The organism is Pedobacter steynii (assembly GCF_900103665.1).
Classification (GTDB): Bacteria; Bacteroidota; Bacteroidia; order Sphingobacteriales; family Sphingobacteriaceae; genus Pedobacter; species Pedobacter steynii.
This window is the reverse complement of record NZ_FNGY01000014.1, coordinates 25,849-46,675: the sequence shown is the minus strand read 5'-3', so window position 1 is coordinate 46,675 and position 20,827 is coordinate 25,849. Positions and strand designations below refer to the sequence as shown.

10 protein-coding genes are annotated in these 20,827 nt (G+C 41.0%); 7 read left to right on the top strand and 3 right to left on the bottom strand.

The features are described 5' to 3' along the window. Window positions 1–456: 456 nt before the first annotated feature. Genes BLQ87_RS29130 through BLQ87_RS29120 form a run of 3 tightly spaced genes read left to right on the top strand, consistent with a single transcriptional unit; the run spans window position 457 to window position 7,818 of the window. Window positions 457–3,816: a DUF5977 domain-containing protein gene (locus tag BLQ87_RS29130; RefSeq protein WP_143010575.1), complete on the top strand. Its 3,360-nt coding sequence runs from the start codon at window positions 457–459 to the stop codon at window positions 3,814–3,816. 25 nt (window positions 3,817–3,841) lie between these two features. Continuing rightward, a complete protein-coding gene (locus BLQ87_RS29125; protein ID WP_083362117.1) occupies window positions 3,842–7,375 on the top strand; it encodes a DUF6443 domain-containing protein in 3,534 nt (1,177 codons plus the stop codon). Continuing rightward, on the top strand, window positions 7,372–7,818 hold the full coding sequence (locus BLQ87_RS29120) for a hypothetical protein (RefSeq protein ID WP_143010574.1): 447 nt from the start codon (window positions 7,372–7,374) through the stop codon (window positions 7,816–7,818). Before BLQ87_RS29125 ends, BLQ87_RS29120 begins: the two co-directional genes overlap by 4 nt. 171 nt (window positions 7,819–7,989) lie before the next feature. On the opposite strand, the gene BLQ87_RS29115 is transcribed toward BLQ87_RS29120, so the two are convergent. Next, window positions 7,990–8,382 (bottom strand): DUF1801 domain-containing protein, encoded by a 393-nt coding sequence (locus BLQ87_RS29115; protein WP_074612428.1) that lies wholly within the window; start codon window positions 8,380–8,382, stop codon window positions 7,990–7,992. 540 nt (window positions 8,383–8,922) lie between these two features. Between BLQ87_RS29115 and BLQ87_RS29110 the strand changes: the two genes are divergently transcribed. Further along, window positions 8,923–13,581 (top strand): DUF3320 domain-containing protein, encoded by a 4,659-nt coding sequence (locus BLQ87_RS29110; RefSeq protein WP_074612427.1) that lies wholly within the window; start codon window positions 8,923–8,925, stop codon window positions 13,579–13,581. 56 nt (window positions 13,582–13,637) lie between these two features. Further along, window positions 13,638–14,162, top strand: a complete 525-nt coding sequence (locus tag BLQ87_RS29105; protein WP_074612426.1) for a hypothetical protein — start codon at window positions 13,638–13,640, stop codon at window positions 14,160–14,162. Here BLQ87_RS29105 and BLQ87_RS29100 read toward each other — a convergent pair. Beyond that, window positions 14,155–15,165, bottom strand: coding sequence for a hypothetical protein (locus BLQ87_RS29100; RefSeq protein WP_143010573.1), 1,011 nt, complete (start codon window positions 15,163–15,165; stop codon window positions 14,155–14,157). The two genes, BLQ87_RS29105 and BLQ87_RS29100, sit on opposite strands and share 8 nt — an antisense overlap. 471 nt (window positions 15,166–15,636) lie before the next feature. On the opposite strand from BLQ87_RS29100, the gene BLQ87_RS29095 reads away from it, so the two are divergent. Beyond that, window positions 15,637–16,476: a DUF6266 family protein gene (locus tag BLQ87_RS29095; RefSeq protein ID WP_074612424.1), complete on the top strand. Its 840-nt coding sequence runs from the start codon at window positions 15,637–15,639 to the stop codon at window positions 16,474–16,476. A gap of 190 nt (window positions 16,477–16,666) precedes the next feature. Here BLQ87_RS29095 and BLQ87_RS29090 read toward each other — a convergent pair whose 3' ends face one another. Next, window positions 16,667–17,320, bottom strand: a complete 654-nt coding sequence (locus BLQ87_RS29090; protein ID WP_074612423.1) for a DUF1349 domain-containing protein — start codon at window positions 17,318–17,320, stop codon at window positions 16,667–16,669. A 380-nt stretch (window positions 17,321–17,700) separates the two neighbouring features. Here BLQ87_RS29090 and BLQ87_RS29080 point away from each other — a divergent pair, with 380 nt between their 5' ends. After that, window positions 17,701–20,820 (top strand): SusC/RagA family TonB-linked outer membrane protein, encoded by a 3,120-nt coding sequence (locus BLQ87_RS29080; protein WP_074612421.1) that lies wholly within the window; start codon window positions 17,701–17,703, stop codon window positions 20,818–20,820. Window positions 20,821–20,827: the final 7 nt, after the last annotated feature.

Sequence of the window (20,827 nt, the reverse complement as noted above, 5' to 3'; positions counted from 1 at the left end):
AAACGTACTAATACTACTTTTCTCTTCACTGCATTTTTATAACCCCATTGTTTCACCCTTGATTTTTCAATCCAACGGGCCAGAATCATTCAAGGTAGTCTCCTCAATCGCCATGTATGCCATTCTAGCATTGCAATTTCATGAATCTAATTTAGCAATTTCCACACTAAGTTTAAGGTGGTGTATTCTTATTGTTAAATAATTTGTTATAATATTACTTTATTGAAATATTTTTTTACTTTTGAGGTAATTTAGAGGTTTTTTAAATTTTTGGTTTAAAACTTATTGTTAAACGGCTCTTTATGATCTTTTTAGGTTTTTTTTGAACTTATTTTTCAATTGTTTTCGTCAATATGTCTGTGTGTTTTATTAACGTATTACTAGGTATTGGTATGCCTTTTTATTTTTTTCACTGTTATTGAGTTTGTTTTAATTTAAAATTAGTAAATGTTGTTTATGATAAGAAAAATGTTGTCTGTGTATCTGTTATGGATTCTTGGCGCTGTTAGCTATGCCCAAGATTTAAAAAGGGTCTTGCCACCTTCACCCAGCAGTAGTGAATTTGATAAATATGTTAACCATGTCGTCTCGCTACAAAGCGGGACCCCCGAAATAAATATACCGATTTATGATATACAGGTGGGATTGATCAAAATCCCAATAGCACTTTCCTACCATGCCTCAGGAATCAAATTTGCACAGGCAAATGGTGATGTTGGTGTAGGCTGGGCGTTAAGCCCAGGGTATAGGATATCGAGAACGACTTATAGTTTTGCCGACGAACAAACTGTAATGCCTAGTCAACATGAAATAAATAACAAAGTGTATTACGAATTGGACCGACTTACCAGGGAAAGGTATCTGTCGAAATTTAATAAAAGTAGTGAATCCCATAGATTTTTTGACGGTCCGTTTGATGATCTGGATGGCCAGTATGATATATTTACTTATGGTCTTGATAATACTTCGGGCAGATTCCTGATCGACGATAGGATTAAGAAAACAACCACCTTGTTGACTGGGGAATTTGGGTCTAAAATTAATTATACCACCAAAATATTTGCTTCGAATAGTACATGTATCAACGCATTGGATTTTAAAGATACCAGAGGTGTTTTTTATGAGTTCGGGAAAACAGAGAATAGCAATGAAGATCTTTGTGAAACGACCGGTGTTAGAGGCGGGTTAGTTACTACAGCCTGGCCACTAACTAAAATTAGCTTGCCGTCTAATCAACAGATATCTTTTAAGTATAGGAAGTTTTATGAGCAAAGAGGGGCGGGAGTGACTTCGCTTTCTCTTACCTATGGCACTAGACGGGAGTCTCAAGACAATTGTTATCCTGATCAAATGGTGTACTCTAGTAGTGTAACAGGCTCTCCTGGATATTATGATACTTATAACACAATGGAGATAACAACACCTAACGAAAAGGTGACTTTTGAGCGGGCAGCTCAGGATCAGAAAATCAATGCTTTGAATATTTCTACAATAACGGGAGAATTAAAGAAAAGAGTCTTGTTCTATTATAGTTCCGGTGGAAATAGTCGTCAGTTTTTAGATTCTTTAAAAATTTATGATGCGGATTTAAAAAATTCGCTCACTTATAAATTTGATTACAATTCAAAAGGCACCAATTATAGAAATTATGATTTTTGGGGTTACTATGCAAGAGATAGCAATTCTGATTTGGGATATGAGGCGTCTTATCTTCCTGAGCTTAAGGTGAATTTCAGTTGGATCAATTCTGGAAGCACAACACCAGAAACCCCCTGCGATTTTAACCGCAATCATGCTTATAATTTTGGCGCAAATAAAAGTCAGGCTTCAATAGCTTATAGTTTAAATAAAATCACTTATCCAACTGGCGGTTTTACAGATTATGTTTTTGAGCCGAATCAGTTTAACGCGAACGGAAAGATTCAAAGCGGGGGAATTCGTATACGAGAGATTCGGTCTTATGATAAATCTGAAAAACTACTGCTTTCAAAGAGTTACTTATATGGGAAAAACTATTCTGGTTATGGAAAAGGGCAAACGTTGCCTGGTTCAGAAATAGGTATGAATATTAGTGAACGAGCTGAACTTGTCGCCATCTCAAGCGGAACGTATATGGAGGCTGTAAGGAAACTTGTTTATTCTTCTGTCCCGGACCCGGAGATTGCTGACAGTTATGTAATGCAAAATTATGGATGGTATGATGAAGTTACTGAAATAAATAAAGACGCTGCGGTTACGGGAAGAACGGTTTATAACTACGATCAAAATTACTTCCAAGCAGGATGGTATCCCCGTGATGTTCAGAATTCCGCCCCATTTGTAAGAACATACGATTACCGGACTGCGCCTCGCTTAAAGGAGAAACGCTTTTATGAGACAACAGCTACCGGAGAGAAGCTCGCAAGAAAAGAAAGTTACGAATATAGCCCAACCGCTACGAGTCAGTTTAGCGGTTTCAAAGTGAGTGGCTTTGCAAAAGCTTCTCCTGCAGAAAATCGCCACCCGGGCCTGTTTAATTTTGCTATAAACGGGCATAACTCACTTTTCAATTATGCTGAGTATGACATCGTAGGTGGTGCTAAGCAGTTGTCCTTACAGATAGATTCTACTTTTAATACGGATTCAGGAGTATTGGTAAATAGAAAAGAGTGGATGTTTAACTCCCTCGGACAAATATCCACGAACACGGAGACAACGAGTGAAGGTGAAAAGATAACTTCTAAGATGACCTATCCAATGGATTATGCCAGCACCGAATATGCCAACAATGATATTGCAAAAGGGATTCAAATCCTGAAAGATAAAAACGTTATCGATCCTGTTGTTGAGCAGTATGTTCAGAAATCTAATGCTAATGGGACTAACCTCAGAACAGTATCTTCTATTTTAACTACCTATAAAACGACAATACCTTATCCTAATGTTGTCCATAAAATGGAGAGTCGTCAGGGCATCACAAATTTCAGCCCCGCGTCTATTACCGCAGCAGCGAGTGCAATAGACAGTCGTTATAAGCCGAAGATCTCTTTTAATGAATATGATGAGCATGGTAATCTTTTAGAACAACAACAGATTAATGGCATTAAAGAAACTTACTTCTGGGGTTACAGTTCTCAGTTTCCCGTAGCCAAAATCCTAAACGGTGATTACAATCTGGCTAAACAATATGTAAACCAGGCTATACTCGACAATCCGACAAGTGACATGGAATTACGAAATGAGTTGAATAAATTAAGGTTGAATCTTACTGCTTCACATGTTACCACGTATACTTACGAGCCTTTGGTTGGAGTGACAAGTATAACAGATGAGAAAGGACAAACTTCCTATTATGAGTATGATGGATTTCAACGGCTAAAAAATATTAAAGATCAGTATACTAATATAGTAAAAAACTATACACTCAATTATGGAATGAGTCCTTATGTCGCTCCGACAATTTATAAAAGTGTCGCGATGAGCAAGATGTTCACAAAAGTTTGTACCGATGGCCTTACAGGAACTAGTATTGCTTACACCGTTCCTGCCGGAAAATATACTGCTACTGCAAGCCAGGCTGCTGCGAATCAGTTGGCAACAAATGAGCTCAACACCAAGGGGCAGGCTAATGCTAATGAGTATGGAAATTGTATTAATACCTGTACCGGTGAAGGTCAAAAGATAGTTAATGGTCATTGTGAAACAGGCAGGAGATACAATTTGTCCTCTCAGAGGACCGGAAATGGTTATAAATGCACCTATGAATACCAATGGTCTGATGGCTCAAAGAGTGAACTCCTTTATGAGTATAACGCTTATGATTGCGCAATAGACTAACCCTAATTGATTAACTGAATTTAAAATGATAGATGTTAAAAGAATAATTGTACTAGGATTGGTTCTAATGGCTGGGGTGTTTAACCCTTCAGCAGCTCAAAAACCATTGGTACTATCGAAATATAGTGGGGAAACCGAAATTAAAGGGCCAGGAAGTATAACCCTGATAGATGGATTTCATATCCCCTCGGGAAGCACAGTGCGGATTTTTACTATCCCACCTGTTCTAAACTTTCCAAATGTTGCTTCGAGGCCGAGCCGCAACCAGAACTATATGTTAACCAGGATATTTAAAATGGCTAATGTTAACAATGGAAATATAGACAGTCTGCGAAAAGTGTCTGATGAAAATCAATCAGTGCAGTATTTCGATGGTCTTGGAAGACCATCGCAGGTCATCGCGATACAGGGGAGTCCCTCATTCAGGGATATTGTGCAACCTATAGAATATGATGTTTATGGAAGGGAGCAGAAAAAATACCTGCCCTATGTTTCTGATACTTCATCAAGTGACGGACGATATAAAACCACAGCACTGGCTGATCAGTTGACTTTTTATAATAATCCGACTTTGCAGGGAGCATCAGGGATCGTTGCCATTCCAGGAGCTGCTTTTTCTGAGATAAAATTTGAACGTTCACCATTAAATAGAATGTTGGAACAGGGAGAAGCCGGCGCATCCTGGCAGCTGACTTCAGGACACACGACAAGATTTGTTTACGGAATAAATAATATGGATATCGCTGCCGGGACTACGGGATTCGCCGTAAGGTTATATACTGCTGCATATTTGCCGGGACCAGGTAATGAACATGTGAGAAGGCTTGCAGGAACAGGATATTATTTGGCGAATGAGTTAGGTCTGACCATTACTAAAAATGAAAATTGGACAGAAGCTTCTGGAAAAGCAGGAACGGTTGAATCTTATATTGACAAACAAGGCAGGACTGTTTTAAAACGTCTTTTTAATAAGAATGATACAGGAAATATGGAAATCCTCTCTACTTACTATGTGTATGATGACATGGGGAACCTGAGCTTCGTCTTGCCTCCGGGTGCAAATCCAGATGCGATAACATTACCATCGCAGGAAGTCCAAGACGATTTCTGTTATCAGTACAGATATGATGAAAGGAAACGACTGGTGGAGAAGAAAGTTCCGGGTAAAGGATGGGAAAGTATGGTTTATAACAATCGGGATCAATTGGTGCTAAGTCAGGATGCAGTTCAGGCTAAAAGTGGAAAATGGTTGTTTAATAAGTATGACGTATTTGGAAGGGTGATTATTACCGGGTTGTATTCAGATGCAAATAGAAGGCCCAGGGACCAGATGGAAACTTTGATGAATGGAGAGACCAAGTTCTTCGAAACAAAAATAACGACAGGTCAGGGATATAGCAACCAGGCTTTCCCAACAAATATAACCGCCTATCACAGCATTAATTACTATGATAATTATCAATTTCCGGGTAATGATTTTGGTGTGCCGGATACCGGAAAAGGTCAGGTGGATGGAATTCGCACTCAAGGTTTGCCGACAGGTACTAAAACTACAGTTTTAGGTACGGAAACGATGTTATTGAGCATAAATTACTACGATGACGAGGGAAGGGTTCTACAGATCAAAAGTCAAAATCATCTTGGTGGGACGGATGTCATTTCCAACAAGTATAATTTTGCCGGAGAATTGAAGGAAATCGTCAGAAATCATACTGTAAACGGGATAACAACTGTAGTGGGTAACCAATTTGAATATGATCATACCGGGCGAAAACATAAGACTGGGGAGAAGATCAATAATGGAGATGAGATTATTTTAAGTAAACTCGACTATAATGAGATTGGTCAGTTATCAATGAAAAGTCTTCATAGTACCGACAAAGGAAACTCTTATCTTCAAAATACCACATTTGGATACAATGAACGGGGATGGCTTAAAAAGAAAGTCTCAGATCAGTTTAGTCTGGAGTTACAATATGAGGATGGTACTTTTCCTCAGTTTAATGGTAATATTGCAAATCAGAAATGGGGAACAGGAACCAACTACCTGAACAACTTTACTTATGGTTATGATGGGTTGAACAGGCTAAAGAATGCCAGCAGTACCGGAATAAGAATGACAGAGGTATTGACATATGATGTGATGGGAAATATCTCCACTATGAATAGAGACGGGGAAGGATTGAGTGAGTATGATTATAAAGGTAATCGTTTGAATCAAATCAGCAGAGGGCCACTTCAAACTGGCTTGTATCAGTACGATGAAAATGGGAATGCGACAGTGGATGGACGAAATAAACTAAATGTCGGTTATAACCTTTTGAATTTGCCTGATACAGTCACTAAAATCGGACTTAATCTGGTTTATACCTACAACTCGATGGGGAATAAACTTAAAAAGTCTAGCAATGGGACAATTCGAAGTTACGTGAATGGAATTGAGTATGTAGGGAATACAATTGATATTATTCATACAGATGAAGGAGTAGCCAGAAATAATAGTGGTGTATTTAGCTATGAATATAACCTATCAGATCAGCTGGGTAATGTAAGATACAGTTTTCGCAAACATCCAATAACTGGAGCAGTTGATCGACTTCAGAGTGATGATTATTATGCCTTTGGGAAAAGAAAATCTGCGGGAAATACAGTCTCTCTAAATAATAAGTATCTTTATAATGGAAAGGAAATTCAGGACGAAATGGGCGAGCAGTACGATTACGGGGCTAGGTTCTATGATCCGGTGATTGCTAGATGGAATGCAATTGATCCTTTAGCAGAAAAAATGAGCAGGCATTCTCCATACAATTATGTGTTTAATAACCCTATCAGATTTATCGATCCTGATGGAATGGCGGCTTATCCAATTATCACCATTACAAAGGAAAAAAGAAGTTTTAAAGTTCAGCAGAGTGTTCTTGGTGTATCAAACGGACCTAAGAGAACCAATCCTGCAATTACAACAATAGACGTTTATAAAGCGGTAGTAACCGATACTGAGGATGCAAGTTTTCGAATGGAATTTAACGTGACCAGAGATGCTTTCGTTGTTACAAATTCTAGTTATATGGCGGCGGCTCAGAAAAATGGTAATGGTGACGGCCCAAGGTTGGCGTCGAATATCGCTTTTGAACCACTTGATGGAGCAAAAAACACATACAGCGGCTACATCAGAGAGGGAGGTTTTCCAAAAGGTAGCCGGGCTCTTTATTTGGGACGACTGGGGGCGGGGCCTTCTGGAGTGGAGCTTGCATCGACGAGTAGACCAGCTGCCAAGGAATTAAACGTTTCTCGTAGTGCTAATTCTGCGACTGGAGTTATGCTTCATATAGGAGGGTGGTATAATACGGTTAGTGGACTACAATTAGGAGGTTCTTTGGCTTGTTTTGGCATCGTTAACGAAGGTAATTCCAAAACACTTCCTTCAAATTCAACGGCGAAAGACCTGATCATTGCGATCTTAGAACAGGCAAACAAGAGTACAACTGATAATGGAAGAATTGATTTTATAATAGACAAGCGGGAATCTGTTCCAGGCTTTAGAATTGTTAGACCATGAGAAATACGATAATAATAATATTAATATTTTGCAGTCTGTTTTGCAAAGCGCAAAAAGAAGTTAGTATAGTTGCCAAATTTAAAGCGCTTAAGACATTTGTACCGTATGCGTTTATGCCAAATGATAGCATCATCAGATTTCAAAAGAGAAAATATTTGGTGAAAACTAAAGCATATCTTGAAAACGGTGAATTCATAGGTGTCGATATTTGGAATCCTTTGGGGTATGTAGAACATACAAAAAATGAACTTTCCAAAGTTACAGAAGTCTTTTACGACGCCTATGAAATAGACCTCGCTAAGATTGCAAGGATATTAGATGATAAACACATTAATATTGATGGCAAAACTTATCGGATCAGATTTTTTAATAAAAAACGAAAAGAGATCTATTATTTTGCAGGAATTGATCCCGAATATTTACATATCATCAGATATCAATGAACCCTCAATAATTCGCTCTGATTCACCTGTTTTTTTTAACTTATTATAAGATACTCAGGGAATCATTTGGGTGGTATTGTAAACCGGGATTGAATATTTCAATCCCGGTTTTTATATTTCCTACTTGAATAGTATACGCAATATATGAAGAAATCCCATCAGTATACCCACTTAAGTTAAACGCAGCAATACTCCTTTTCTCTTCACTACATTTTTATAATCCCATTGTATCACCTTTGATTTTTCAATCCAGCGGGCCAGATTCTTCAGGTTAACCTGTTCAATTTCCGTGTAGGTAATAGAGGCATCCTTAAATTTACCGCTGCCTGCCTTTAGCTCAGCTTCTTCAAAGTCAGCACCGCTCCAGAACATCAGGCGGATGCCTGCCTTAAGTTTACTATAGCCAACAATGGGATTGCCATCTATAAACCAGACCGGATGTGCATGCCAGATCTTACTTTCTTCTTCGTTGAGTTGAAGATTAATTCCGGCTGATAGCAGGTTACAGATTTCACGGTCTATAGCGGATTGGGTGTCATTGTAGTGCTGTATATCCTTATTCATAATCATTCGATAGCTTACAACTAAAATAAGAATAAAAGTTTGCTATACCTTACATACGGATGGTTTATGTGGATGGTGTCATAGGAAAACCGGTGGTCTGCATCCGCAGATTCACCGGTTTTTAAATTAACGCTCATAGCACCCTCTGCACTAATCTTTGCAATTGCGCACGCTTACTTAGCGCAGTAGGGTCTGGCCTGGCACTCTTACGGTTTTACCCAATTCGCATTGTCGCGCTCAAATCTGCGCTTTACTATCGCCCATTGCCAAGGGGGCCAATACGTCGTACATTACTGTACGTATCTTCAAAAGATTCAATACCAATTTTTAGAATGGATAAGAATTCAGTTCAGGATCAATGTTTAGCCTGGTTCTTCACTGGTTTATTGCCTATTTCACTATCAAGACAACGGGAGACAGAAATAGTCCTATGTGCTTATAAAAAAAATGTGCTGATCTTCAAAAGTTGAATGGGCACGTTTATTGGTATATCCAGTATATTTGGAGATATTAGAATTTTCTACCCATAACAATCGATATATGCAGGAATCCATCCTTCCCAAACTAGAAGCATCAAGAAAAGAGCTGCTGGATTTGGGTATGCGCAATACCCTAATTAATTACAAGGTACAAAAGGCGAGAGGCATCCACGTGGTGCAGGAAAAATCAACCTCAATTTTTGATATTATCGTTCGTCAGAACAAAGCGATGACTTTTCTAAGCACACCTGATAAAGAAGAGAATGATACAGGAGAGATGCCTGCGCTCAGCGAAGAGGAGCTGGAAGATGCCTACAATGATACGCGATTGCAAACAGGTGATACCGAGCAGAAACTTCAAACTAAGATGCTCAATACCTACTATTTTGCCCGTACGAGTATAGAGGAGCAAGGTGTTAATATTTTATACCTGTCGCTGGGCATGCTGAACTGGTATGAGCAGGGCAATACGACTGAGCCACATCAGGCGCCCCTGGTTTTGCTTCCGGTAACGCTCGAAAGATCCAGTGCAAGTGAGCGCTTCAGGTTGAGGTATACAGGTGGAGATATCGGGGCTAACCTTTCTCTACAGGCCAAAATGATGGCAGATTTCAACATCACCATCCCGGATTTAGGGGAGATGGAAGATTTTGACGTTAAGTCTTACATGGAAGACATTGCTACAAGAGTAAAACACCACGCGGCCTGGAGCATTGACCAGGATGCAATTGAACTTGGTTTCTTCTCTTTCGGCAAGTTTATGATCTACCATGATCTGGATAGCGGCAAATGGCCGGAAGATAGCAAACCCAATGATCATGCTATTCTTAGCTCCTTATTTGGTGCGGGTTTTACAGAGCCAGAGCCAGCGGCCAATGCCGAACACAATTTGGATAAGGAGACAAAGTCTCATGAGTTGTTTCATGTGGTTGATGCAGACAGTTCGCAGGTACTAGCGATGCTGGCTGTCCATGAAGGACGGAACCTGGTGATTCAGGGCCCTCCGGGAACAGGGAAATCCCAGACGATTACCAACCTCATTGCCAACGCAGTTGGCCATGGTAAAAAAGTGTTGTTCGTAGCAGAGAAGATGGCGGCTCTGGAGGTCGTGAAACGCCGGCTGGACTCCATTCACCTGGGAGAAGCCTGTTTGGAACTGCATAGTCATAAAGCCAATAAAAGAGAGTTACACGCGGAATTAAAACGCGTCCTGGATTTGGGAAAGCCCACTTTAACACATTTAGAAAATGAGTTGGTGGAACTGGATGCTTATCGTGGCAGACTTAATGGCTATTGCAATTCGATCAATCAGGAGATTGGTAAGAGCGGATTATCCGGACAAAAAGTAATTGGCTATCTGCAACTCATAGCGGATCAATATAAAAATATAAAACTGGCTAATGTGCCGGTTGCTGATATCGAAAGCTGGGATATGCTCCATATGAGCAAAGCGGAAAAAAGGGCAGAAGAGATTGAGGCCAGATTGAAAGAAATCGGAATCCCGGCCAGTCTATTGTTTTATGGCAGTAAACTTAAGCTCTTGCTTACACATGAGCAGGAAGCTTATCAGGCATTGATCAACACTGCACTTCAAAGCACAAAGGACTTAGCGCATATGGGAAAGGAAGTCGCCATTTCATTGCTGATGCCGGAACCGGGAACAGCTACAGAAATTGAAGATTTGCTCGCTGTGGCAAACGTGGTTGCCGAAAGTCCGGATTTAAGGGAGATCGCAGTAAAAGATATTGCCTGGACTGCTAATTATGAAGACCTGAGGGAGTTGCTGGAGACCGGAGATCGCCTGACGATATTAAAACATTCTTACGAGCAGGTGCTCTTACCGGAAGCCTGGTGTCAAAACGTTTTGCAGATCAGGCAAAACCTGCTGACCCATGGAAAGAAATGGTATAAATTCCTTATTGGCGACTATAAAAGAAGTGTAAAAGAGCTGGCTTCCTTTTCCCTGGTACCATTGCCTGATGATCTGGCCACTAAAATCAAGTACACTGATGATATATTGGAAGCCAACAGATTGGGTGCTACCTTGGCTGAACATGAGGCCTTGGCGCTAAAAGTGTTCGGTTCCAGGTGGCAGAAGCTGAAAACCCGTTGGAAGGAACTCTATGAAATACTGCAGTTCCTTTCTAAAGTGCATAGCGATATTTCCAACATGGTGTATCCGGCTACAATACTGGAGGTGCTGAGCAAAAATGAAAATTCTCTGCGTACCTCTGAGTTGCGCGGTAAATTAAGCGGAACTTCATCCAGACAGCAAGAAAGTTTTGATGCTTTATTGGGAAAACTGAATTTCGACAATAACCTTGTTGCGGAAGACAGGCGGTTGACTGACCTCAATTTCAATGCTCAAGTCGATTTGCTGCAACGCTGGTCTGATCGTTTTGTGGAACTCCATCACGCTGTGCAGTGGAATAACCTGGTAGAGACAACGGAGCAGGAAGGTTTTGTTTACCTGACTACACTTGCTGCAGAATGGGATGGAGCTGCGGCTTATTTAAAAGTTTCCTTGCAAAAGACCTGGTATGAACACCTGATCACCCGGGTCATGACTGAGCGTCCTCCTTTACGTGGCTTTGAGCGTTCTGGCCATGAAGAGACGATAGAGAAATTTAAAAAACTGGATGTACTGAACTTAGTTTACAACCGGGCACGTGTGGCATTGGCACATTATGAGTCTTTACCCAAACCTGAGGGCGGCGGACAAATGAGTGTGCTACGCACAGAGTTTAACCGGAAGGCGAGACATATGCCAATCCGTAAGCTAATGCAGGAAGCAGGCCTGGCCATTCAGGCCATTAAGCCGGTCTTTATGATGAGTCCAATGTCAATTGCCAGTTTTCTGCCTCCTGGAGATATTGAGTTTGATCTGGTGATTTTTGATGAGGCTAGTCAGGTACGCCCGGTTGAGGCATTGGGTGCGGTATTACGTGGAAAACAGCTCGTGGTAGTAGGGGATACGAAACAATTGCCACCAACGAGTTTCTTTGATAAACTAAATACCGAAACGGAAGACGAGGATAATGTAACTGCTGATATGCAAAGTATTCTTGGAATGGCGGATAGTCAGGGTGCACCGCAACGCATGTTGCGCTGGCATTACAGAAGCCGTCATGAATCATTAATCAGTCTGTCTAATCAGGAGTTTTACGAAAATAAACTGGTGATTTTCCCTAGCCCGGGTTCAAAAAACCAGATGGGATTGGCTTTTCATCACCTGCCGGATGCGGTGTACGACCGTGGTAAAACGAGGAGCAACCCCATAGAAGCGGAAACTGTAGCAGAAGCAGTTATCCAGCATGCCATGCGCAATCCAAAGCAAAGTCTTGGGGTAGTGGCTTTCAGTACTTCACAAATGCAGGCCATACAAAATGCGCTGGAGATGAAGCGTAGAAAGAATCCTGAAGCAGAGCATTTTTTCAGGAGTCATGCTGAAGAACCTTTCTTTGTGAAGAACCTGGAGAATGTACAAGGGGATGAGCGTGATGTGATCTTTATCAGTATTGGTTACGGCAGAATTGAGGATGGAAAGGTGCCGATGAGTTTCGGTCCGCTGAACAATGAAGGTGGGGAGCGGCGGTTGAATGTATTGATCACCAGAGCAAAATACCGTTGTGAGGTATTCGCGAATATTACTTCCGATGATATTGTTACCACTGCAAATACCAAATTCGGCATCAGGGTCTTAAAGAGCTTCCTGTATTTTGCGCAACATGGTAAGTTTGCGGTAGATCAGGATGTACCCATCCTTACCGAAAGGCCATTCGAACAAATGGTGTCAGACCGGTTAACAGCTGCGGGTTATACCGTTCGGAATAAAGTTGGATCTGAAGGTTTTTATCTTGATCTGGTGGTAGTTGATCCGGAACATCCGGGAAGATATTTGCTGGGGATTGATTGTGATGGCGAATCCTATGGCCAATCTAAATCGGCTCGCGACCGTGATCGCTTGCGTAAACAGGTGTTACAGGGAATTGGTTGGAAGATGTACCAGGTCTGGAGTACAGAATGGTACCGCAATCCCGAACGGGAATTTCAGCGCCTGCTGGATTTTTTAGAAAAGGTAAAAGCGCAAACATCGCTTGATGATCAGGAGGAAGAAGAGATCCATATAGAACCTGCCACACTGTTAAGAGCCGAGCCGGAAGAAATTGATCTTAGTATTCCAGTCTATGAGCAAGCCAAACTGTCTCTTGGTAAGCACACGGAAGAGCTGCACCTTTTGCCTTTTGATAAAATAGGCAATTGGATCGCAAAAGTGGTAGAAAAAGAAAGCCCGGTGCATTTTGAAGAGATGGCCAGAAGAATTGCTGAGGCTGCAGGCCTTTCGAAGATCGGTTCCAGGGCACGCTATACCTTAGAAGCGGCCACTGCTTATGCGGTAAGTTCCGGTTTGATCAATAAGAAGGACGACTTTCTTTGGCATCCTGAAATGGAAACTGCCATCATCCGCAACAGATCTGGCTTAAGTAGTACTTCGAGAAAGCTGGTGTACATTGCTCCGGAAGAAATGAGCCAGGCAGTACAGAAGGTAGTGCAGGAATCTGTGGCCATTCAGCCAGAAGTAGCAGCGCCTTTAATTGCGAGATTATTTGGTTTCAGCAGGGTTACCGAAGAGATTAAGAACGAATTGCTGTTGGTGCTGGAGCAGAACGTACATACAGGCAAAATCAGAAAAGATGGGGAGTTACTGAAGGAGATTTAGAGATTTGTTTATCTTGAAGTATTATCTATATTTATTTGACTCCTGATCATCCGAAAATGACGCCTAAATTTAACTTTCTGCAAATATTGCTTGTTTGCTTTGTGTTTCTACTATCTTCCTTCTCCGGACAGGAATGGTCTTATTATAAAATAGACGGTAATCTTTCGGCGAGGTTTCCGTCTAAACCTCAATATTTAAAGAATGGATCAAACCATATCTGGCTGAGTTACCTTAGCGATACTGTCGTTGTTGAAGTAAATAAAAGACTTGATATTGTCAATTTTGATTCCCGTAATCCGGCTAAAACCAAGAAATTCTTTACGGAGTTAAAGGAGGGATATCTTGCAAGTCAGCCGGGGGCTAAGGTAAGCAAGGAAGTCATAAAAATACTTGATAAGCGTTCTACATACTATTTTGAATTTGATGCACTGTCAAGAGACGGAAAAAGAAAGATCCATTCTTCACTCTTATATGTGATCAGGAAAGCTGACCTGTATAAGTTTGGGTTTACTGAATCCGGTGAACAGCGTCTTGGCGATAAACCGGTCAGAGACTTTATTTATAGCGGACAGTTTAATTAATGAAAATTGCATCCAGCTTCTTGTAATTCATGATAGACGCTAATGTAGTGCAAAAAAAGACGCTTACCCAAATACAGCTAATCCGGTAAAATTCAGTTTCTGTAGCAAACAACAGGCACAACAAGGGGAAGGTGAGTATCGAAACGCCAAAGCATATGCCTGCCAGATTGGAGAGAAAAGACTTTAAAAAGCCGCCGATTCTGTTGCCTGCCACACCTAGAATAACAGCTAATACTGGCATTCCAAAAAAGCTAAACAGTATGAAAGCCGTATTTTTCTCAATGTGTGATTTTACAGGAGCAAAAAATAAGAAATAATTTACGGAAATGTACATCAGAAGGAGGTAGGGTAATAAATATTTAATGGCCATAAATCCTTTTTGAGTACGGCTTTCGATAGCCAAGGTGCTGATCACCAGTGGTGTTTTAGGCTCAGCCCTTAGCTCGAACTGCTGCTGTTCATTTCTTACGGCATTTCCCAGCACGTTGATCAGATCGCCATTTTTTAGTGTTCTTTCGGTATGTCTGATATCGCTTTCGTTTTGTTTAATACTATGGATTGTTTTGACCTGTGCTGGTAAAAATGAAAGATTTAAATGGTCTGCAATTACTTTTATCCTACCTGTTTCGTTAACGAGATAAAAGTCTTGAAAATCCTGATGTTGTGTGGCGCTTGTGACATAGTCGCTCCCCTCATCATTATACGAAATGTTTGCTTTGTCATAGCTGTAGCCTATACATTGCACTTTAAAGAAGGGTGTTTCCATGATTTTTGGAGCCTCCACAGTTCCCTGTATTTTTACCAGTCCTGTCTTAAGACTGGAAATTGGTGTTTGTTTTGTTTTTAATAGCCTGCGCTGGGTCCTGGTCACATAAATGGCAAAAACAGCTGCGATAACCGGGAAAATGGGAACGATAAAATGGCTAAAAAATACCAGGGTAAAAAGGCTTAGGCCTAAAGCCACTAATAAGAGGGTTGTTATATGGGATAATACATTCTTCATTGTTGATCGGGCCTTCCCGGTGATGGTTGTTGTTTTTGGATCCTAAAGGTTTACCGCTGTTAATATAGCGTTTCCCCCTTGGTTAACCCGGAAGATTTATCTTTCTGCTTCTTTGTTTTATAACCTTCAGTTTTTTATTTGATTCATTGATCATTCGATATTGCATTTGATAGGGTTCATGTCTTCAGTGCTTATTGTATAGCTGTATTTTCCAAACAATTTACAAAGGCTCTAGAATTACGCGGATTTTATAGCGTTTTTATAGGGGAGTTGCTAGGGCCTCAACCGGCCTGTAGTCCCTTCAAAGGCTGCCATCATAATGCTTAAAATTATTTTAATTTCCATAAAATGGTATAGCCTTTATAAAGGCTATACACAGTTTCTGTCTTTTCTGTTAAAATAAATGATGTAGGGTTGTTGTTGTAACTGAAAATTAAACTTATATTTAATTACACAATTAACTTATAAATTATGGCAATCTTATCAAATAGCGCTTTTGGTCATCCCAATGGGAAAATCGGAGGCATGGTGTACTACATGCTTAAAGGACAGGCAGTCTGCCGGATGATCGGTGAACAAGGTAAACCCAGTATTAAACAAAAAGCCAATTATCAGGCGATGGAGGTAACAATGAGGCTCGTAAAACCGATGAAAGAGTTCATCAGGAATAGTTTTGAACTGGAAGCGAGGGGAACCGTGAAAAATCCACACAACCTTGCGGTCTCTTACAATAAAAAACAGGCATTGCAGGGAGAATATCCTAACATCAGCGTAGATTACAGCAAGGTGGTGCTCTGTTATGGTGAACTTCCCGGAGCAAGGGATTTCAGCATGAGTAAAACGGAAACGGGACTGATCTTAAACTGGAATCCGGAAAGCTATGCGGGTGGACATGACGGTGATGATATCCTTATGATTCAGCTCTGTTATCCCTCAAGAAAATATGGAAGATCCTTCCTAAATGCATCAAGAAGGGATTCCGGTGAGGTGATTCTCCCCTTAAGTGAAGTCGACATTCATGAGCCCATAGAGGCCTATGCCTGCTTCAAATCAGCTGATGGAAAGCAGATTTCAAACAGTATCTATCTGGGAAATATAAATGGGACTGTAAAAAGTGCCAAAGAACAAGCTGCTCAGGAAAAATATACCCTCTTAAAAACCAGGTTTGATCAGATTGAGCCCGATTATTTAACCCGGAAAAGCCAGATAGAACTATGCTTGAAGACCGAAAACAAAGCTTTTCGAACTCTGGAAACGGAATACCTTGCACTGAAGGATAAATTAGCACACCTTCCCGGAGGCCCTGGTTAAAGATTAGCGATCAGCCTCCAGCATGTTTTTGATAAATGTCACCTTTATTATAGTTATTATCATAAGTGCTGGAATTTGCTGTCCGGATAAATCAGGAATTGATCTTTCCCTGATTTATCCGGACAGCCATCATTAGCTTTGCTCCTCAAAATTGAGAAGCAAAGCTCTTTTTGTCCTATAGATGAAATCCTTATTGATTTGCATTTTTCTTTAGCCACTCTAACCTTCGCTGATCGGCCAGTTGCTTTACCGCAAAACCTTCAAATTTGGCATTAAACCCAACTCCGTCAGGACTAGCCGCCATAATGCCAACCATTACCGGTCTGTTATCCTGCAGGTACGCATTTCGCATCATGGTATAGGTTTTGTCATCATAAGAGTAAAATATTTCAACAGCATCCAGTCTTCTTACCGCTTTTATCCATATAAATTCAGGTGCTTTGTCCAGTGTAGTTACACTCCAATCACTCGTTTTATGTGTGACTACCGTGCTTAGATTGTATTTTCCATCTACAAATTCGATTCCTGCCTTGATATAATTCTCATGATCTGTACGTAACATTAATCCCATTTGGTCGAAACGGTTTTTATAATTTCCGGTGATCTTAACCTTTGCTTCGAATTCACCTCCATAGGTGCTGTAATAGAATGGTGCATCATCCACGGTAAAGCCATAGTGTGAAATTCTCCAATAATCGCTTTGAGGGGTGACAAACATATTTAAGGTATTGTCTTTAATTTCCCACTTTTCGGGCTCGTTAAACCACTGCATCTTTTCCAGGCGCTGGGCAAAACCCGCCTGCGCTATCGTGAACATCAGCACACTTAAAATAATCTTTTTCATTTGTTGTTTTGAGTTAATAAAATATTTACTCCACAAATGTAGACGGTCGTACATGACGCGCCAATACTGATTAATAACCATAAAATTCCATGTGTACTTACTCCCTTACCTCAGCGGAATGGTTGCTTTGTGTGGTCATTTGGAAGCAGAACTGTACCTGTTGCCGAACCTGGCGCTTTGGGATATCATTGTATAACCAACTAAATATAAACCAAACACGTATCCGAATGGGTAATGTAAATCTTGTCAAAGGAAGGAGTGTGTTTATGAAATAAGCAGTACTTACCCTTATTGAACCTCCCAAATCTGACAGAGCGCAAATTTTCTTCCCGATAATTTGACCTGCTCTGTAATCCACTAACGCTAAAAAAATATAAAATATGAGAATAATATTGATACTCATGGTGTCCCTTTTGCTGAGTACTCAAGTTTCAGCTAAAAGGATACCCGGTATTGGAAATACCACGCAGCGGATCATAACCGGTACCGTTTACGATGAGTCTGGACTTGGCCTCCCTGGTGTTACGGTTAAGATCGAGGGTACCCAAAGAGGTGCCGTAACCAATGTCGAAGGAAAGTATACCATCCAAAGCAACAGCAACTCAGAGGTACTGGTATTTTCTTTCATTGGTTACCTAAGCCAGAAAATCACAGCAGGAGAAAAGAAGATCATAGATGTAAAGCTCTTACCTGATCCAAAAAGTGAACTCGAAGAAGTAGCTGTTGTCGCCTTTGGTGTTCAAAAGAAAGAAAGTGTGATCGGATCCATTACCACAGTAAAGCCGGGAGATCTTAAAATACCTTCCAGCAACCTTACCGCATCTTTGGCTGGCAGGGTCGCAGGAATGATTGCCTATCAGAGAAGCGGGGAACCAGGCAGAGACAATGCCGATTTCTTTATCCGGGGGATCACCACTTTTGGCAACAATACAAAACCATTGATTTTAATTGATGCGATAGAATTAACTACGACCGATCTGGCCAGGTTACAGCCGGATGATATCGCTACATTTTCCATTATGAAAGATGCGACTGCAACGGCACTGTATGGTGCCAGAGGAGCCAATGGAGTCATACTGGTGACGACCAAACAGGGGGTCGCAGGGAAGGCAAAGATTTCATTTCGTGCGGAAAGTTCTGCTTCAACCTCGACCAGTGATGTAGAATTTGCAGATCCGGTTACTTATATGAAATTGGCAAATGAAGCGATTTCAACCAGAGATCCTTTGGGAACGCTATTGTATACGGACGAGAAAATTGCCAATACACTGGCTGGTAAAAATCCATTGGTTTATCCGGCAAACGACTGGAGAAAGCTCTTGTTTAAAGACTATGCGATTAACCAGCGTTATAACCTCAGCGTGAGCGGAGGCGGAACGGTGGCCCGATATTTTGTCTCCGGTGCCTATAATAAAGACAACGGTGTACTTAAAGTCGACAACAAGAATAATTTCAACAACAACATCGACCTTAAAAGCTATACGTTGCGTTCCAATGTAAATATCGATCTGACCAAATCTACAGAACTGATCGTTCGGCTAAGTGGCAATTTTGACGATTATAACGGCCCGCTTGAAGGAGGAGAAGAAATGTACAGAAGGGTGGTCAGGTCCAATCCCGTACTTTTTCCTGCCTACTATCCTGCGGATGATCAGAACAGATTTATAAAACACATTATGTTCGGAAACTATGGGAAGGACAATGCTTACTTAAATCCTTATGTAGATCTGGTGCGGGGATATAAGGATGAATCCAGGTCGCAAATGCTGGCGCAGTTCGAAGTTAAACAGGGATTGGATGCGATTTTAAAGGGACTATCGGTGAGATCTATGGTCAACTTAACCCGAACCGCTTCTTTCGGATATAGGAGAGGATACGATCCATTCTATTATCAGCTTGCTGGTTATGATAGCATTACGGATAAATATCAGATCTCTAAGATCAATGAAAATGGTACGGAGTACTTAGGTTTTGAACAGGGTGGCAAAGAGCTTAGATCTACTTTTGACACGCAATCTATGTTGAATTATAATGCTGCTTTCGGAGCAAGGAACAGTGTGAGCGGCCTGTTGGTTTTCATCACCAGAGAAAGCCTGAACGCCAATGCGGGAGATCTCCAGCAATCGCTGCCATTCAGAAACCTTGGGCTCTCAGGACGTGCGACCTATTCATTTGACAGGCGTTATTTTGCGGAATTTAATTTTGGGTATAATGGATCGGAACGCTTCTCTCAATCGAAAAGATATGGGTTTTTCCCTTCTGCAGGGGTAGCATGGAGCCTCTCCAATGAACGCTTTTTTGAACCCCTAAAAAAGGTCATCACTAACCTGCGCTTTCGCTACACGTATGGTCTGGTGGGGAACGATCAGATAGGGGATGAAAGAGACCGCTTTTTTTATCTGTCTAATGTAGATTTAAATAACAATGACCGTGGTGCAAGATTTGGAAAGGACCTGGACGAATTCAGGCCTGGTGTACAGATCCGGAGATATGCCAATGAGGAGATTACCTGGGAAGTGTCTAAAAAACAAAATATTGCAATGGAGTTGAGTTTGTTTGGTAAGGCCAATTTGATCCTGGAATATTATACCGAAAATAGAGATAAGATCTTAATGGATCGCTCTGCTATTCCAAGTAATGTTGGTTTATCAACCACGCCCAAGGCGAATCTTGGAAAGGCTAAAGGAAATGGAATTGACCTTTCTCTCGATATGCAGCACAGCTGGAACAAAGACATGTGGCTCTCTGTAAGGGGTAACATGACCTATGCGAAAAGCAAATTTGTCGCTTTTGAGGAACCGAATTATCCGGAATCTTACAGGTCAAGAATTGGGCAGTCTATAAGACAGGAATACGGATACATTGCAGAAAGACTGTTTATTGACGACAATGATGCGCTGAATTCCCCTAAACAAGAATTCACTGGTAAATACGGAGGTGGAGACATTAAATACCTGGATGTTAATGGTGATGGAAAGGTGAATGAAGCAGATAAGGTGCCTATCGGTAATCCGACAGTTCCGGAAATCATCTATGGATTCGGATTCTCTTTTAGCTACAAGAAATTTGACATCTCGGCTTTTGCACAGGGCTCCTCTAATCAATCATTCTGGATAGATCAGGGCGCTACCTCACCTTTTAACAATCAGACTCAGCTTTTGAAAGCGTATGCGGAGAGCCATTGGTCTGAAGACAACAGAAATATTTATGCCATATGGCCAAGGTTAAGTCCAACGCTAAATGCGAATAACAACAATCAAAGCACCTGGTTTATGAGAAACGGAGCCTTCCTGCGACTTAAACAAGTGGAATTGGGCTATACATTTTCCAAAAAGTTCCTGGAAAGAATCAGGGTCTCCAATTTTAGATTGTATGCCAGTGGAACCAATCTGTTGGTGTTGAGCAAGTTTAAAATGTGGGATGCGGAGATGTCTGGAAATGGACTGGGCTACCCGATCCAAAAGGTTTTCAATCTTGGCTTAAACATCACCTTTAATTAATTTAAAT

Coding starts and splice junctions, on each gene's coding strand:
- BLQ87_RS29100 (WP_143010573.1), bottom strand. CDS start 15,165: ATGAAGAATGTATTATCCCATATAACAACCCTCTTATTAGTGGCTTTA.
- BLQ87_RS29090 (WP_074612423.1), bottom strand. CDS start 17,320: ATGAAAAAGATTATTTTAAGTGTGCTGATGTTCACGATAGCGCAGGCG.
- BLQ87_RS29080 (WP_074612421.1), top strand. CDS start 17,701: ATGAGAATAATATTGATACTCATGGTGTCCCTTTTGCTGAGTACTCAA.
- BLQ87_RS29115 (WP_074612428.1), bottom strand. CDS start 8,382: ATGAATAAGGATATACAGCACTACAATGACACCCAATCCGCTATAGAC.
- BLQ87_RS29125 (WP_083362117.1), top strand. CDS start 3,842: ATGATAGATGTTAAAAGAATAATTGTACTAGGATTGGTTCTAATGGCT.
- BLQ87_RS29130 (WP_143010575.1), top strand. CDS start 457: ATGATAAGAAAAATGTTGTCTGTGTATCTGTTATGGATTCTTGGCGCT.
- BLQ87_RS29110 (WP_074612427.1), top strand. CDS start 8,923: ATGCAGGAATCCATCCTTCCCAAACTAGAAGCATCAAGAAAAGAGCTG.
- BLQ87_RS29095 (WP_074612424.1), top strand. CDS start 15,637: ATGGCAATCTTATCAAATAGCGCTTTTGGTCATCCCAATGGGAAAATC.
- BLQ87_RS29120 (WP_143010574.1), top strand. CDS start 7,372: ATGAGAAATACGATAATAATAATATTAATATTTTGCAGTCTGTTTTGC.
- BLQ87_RS29105 (WP_074612426.1), top strand. CDS start 13,638: ATGACGCCTAAATTTAACTTTCTGCAAATATTGCTTGTTTGCTTTGTG.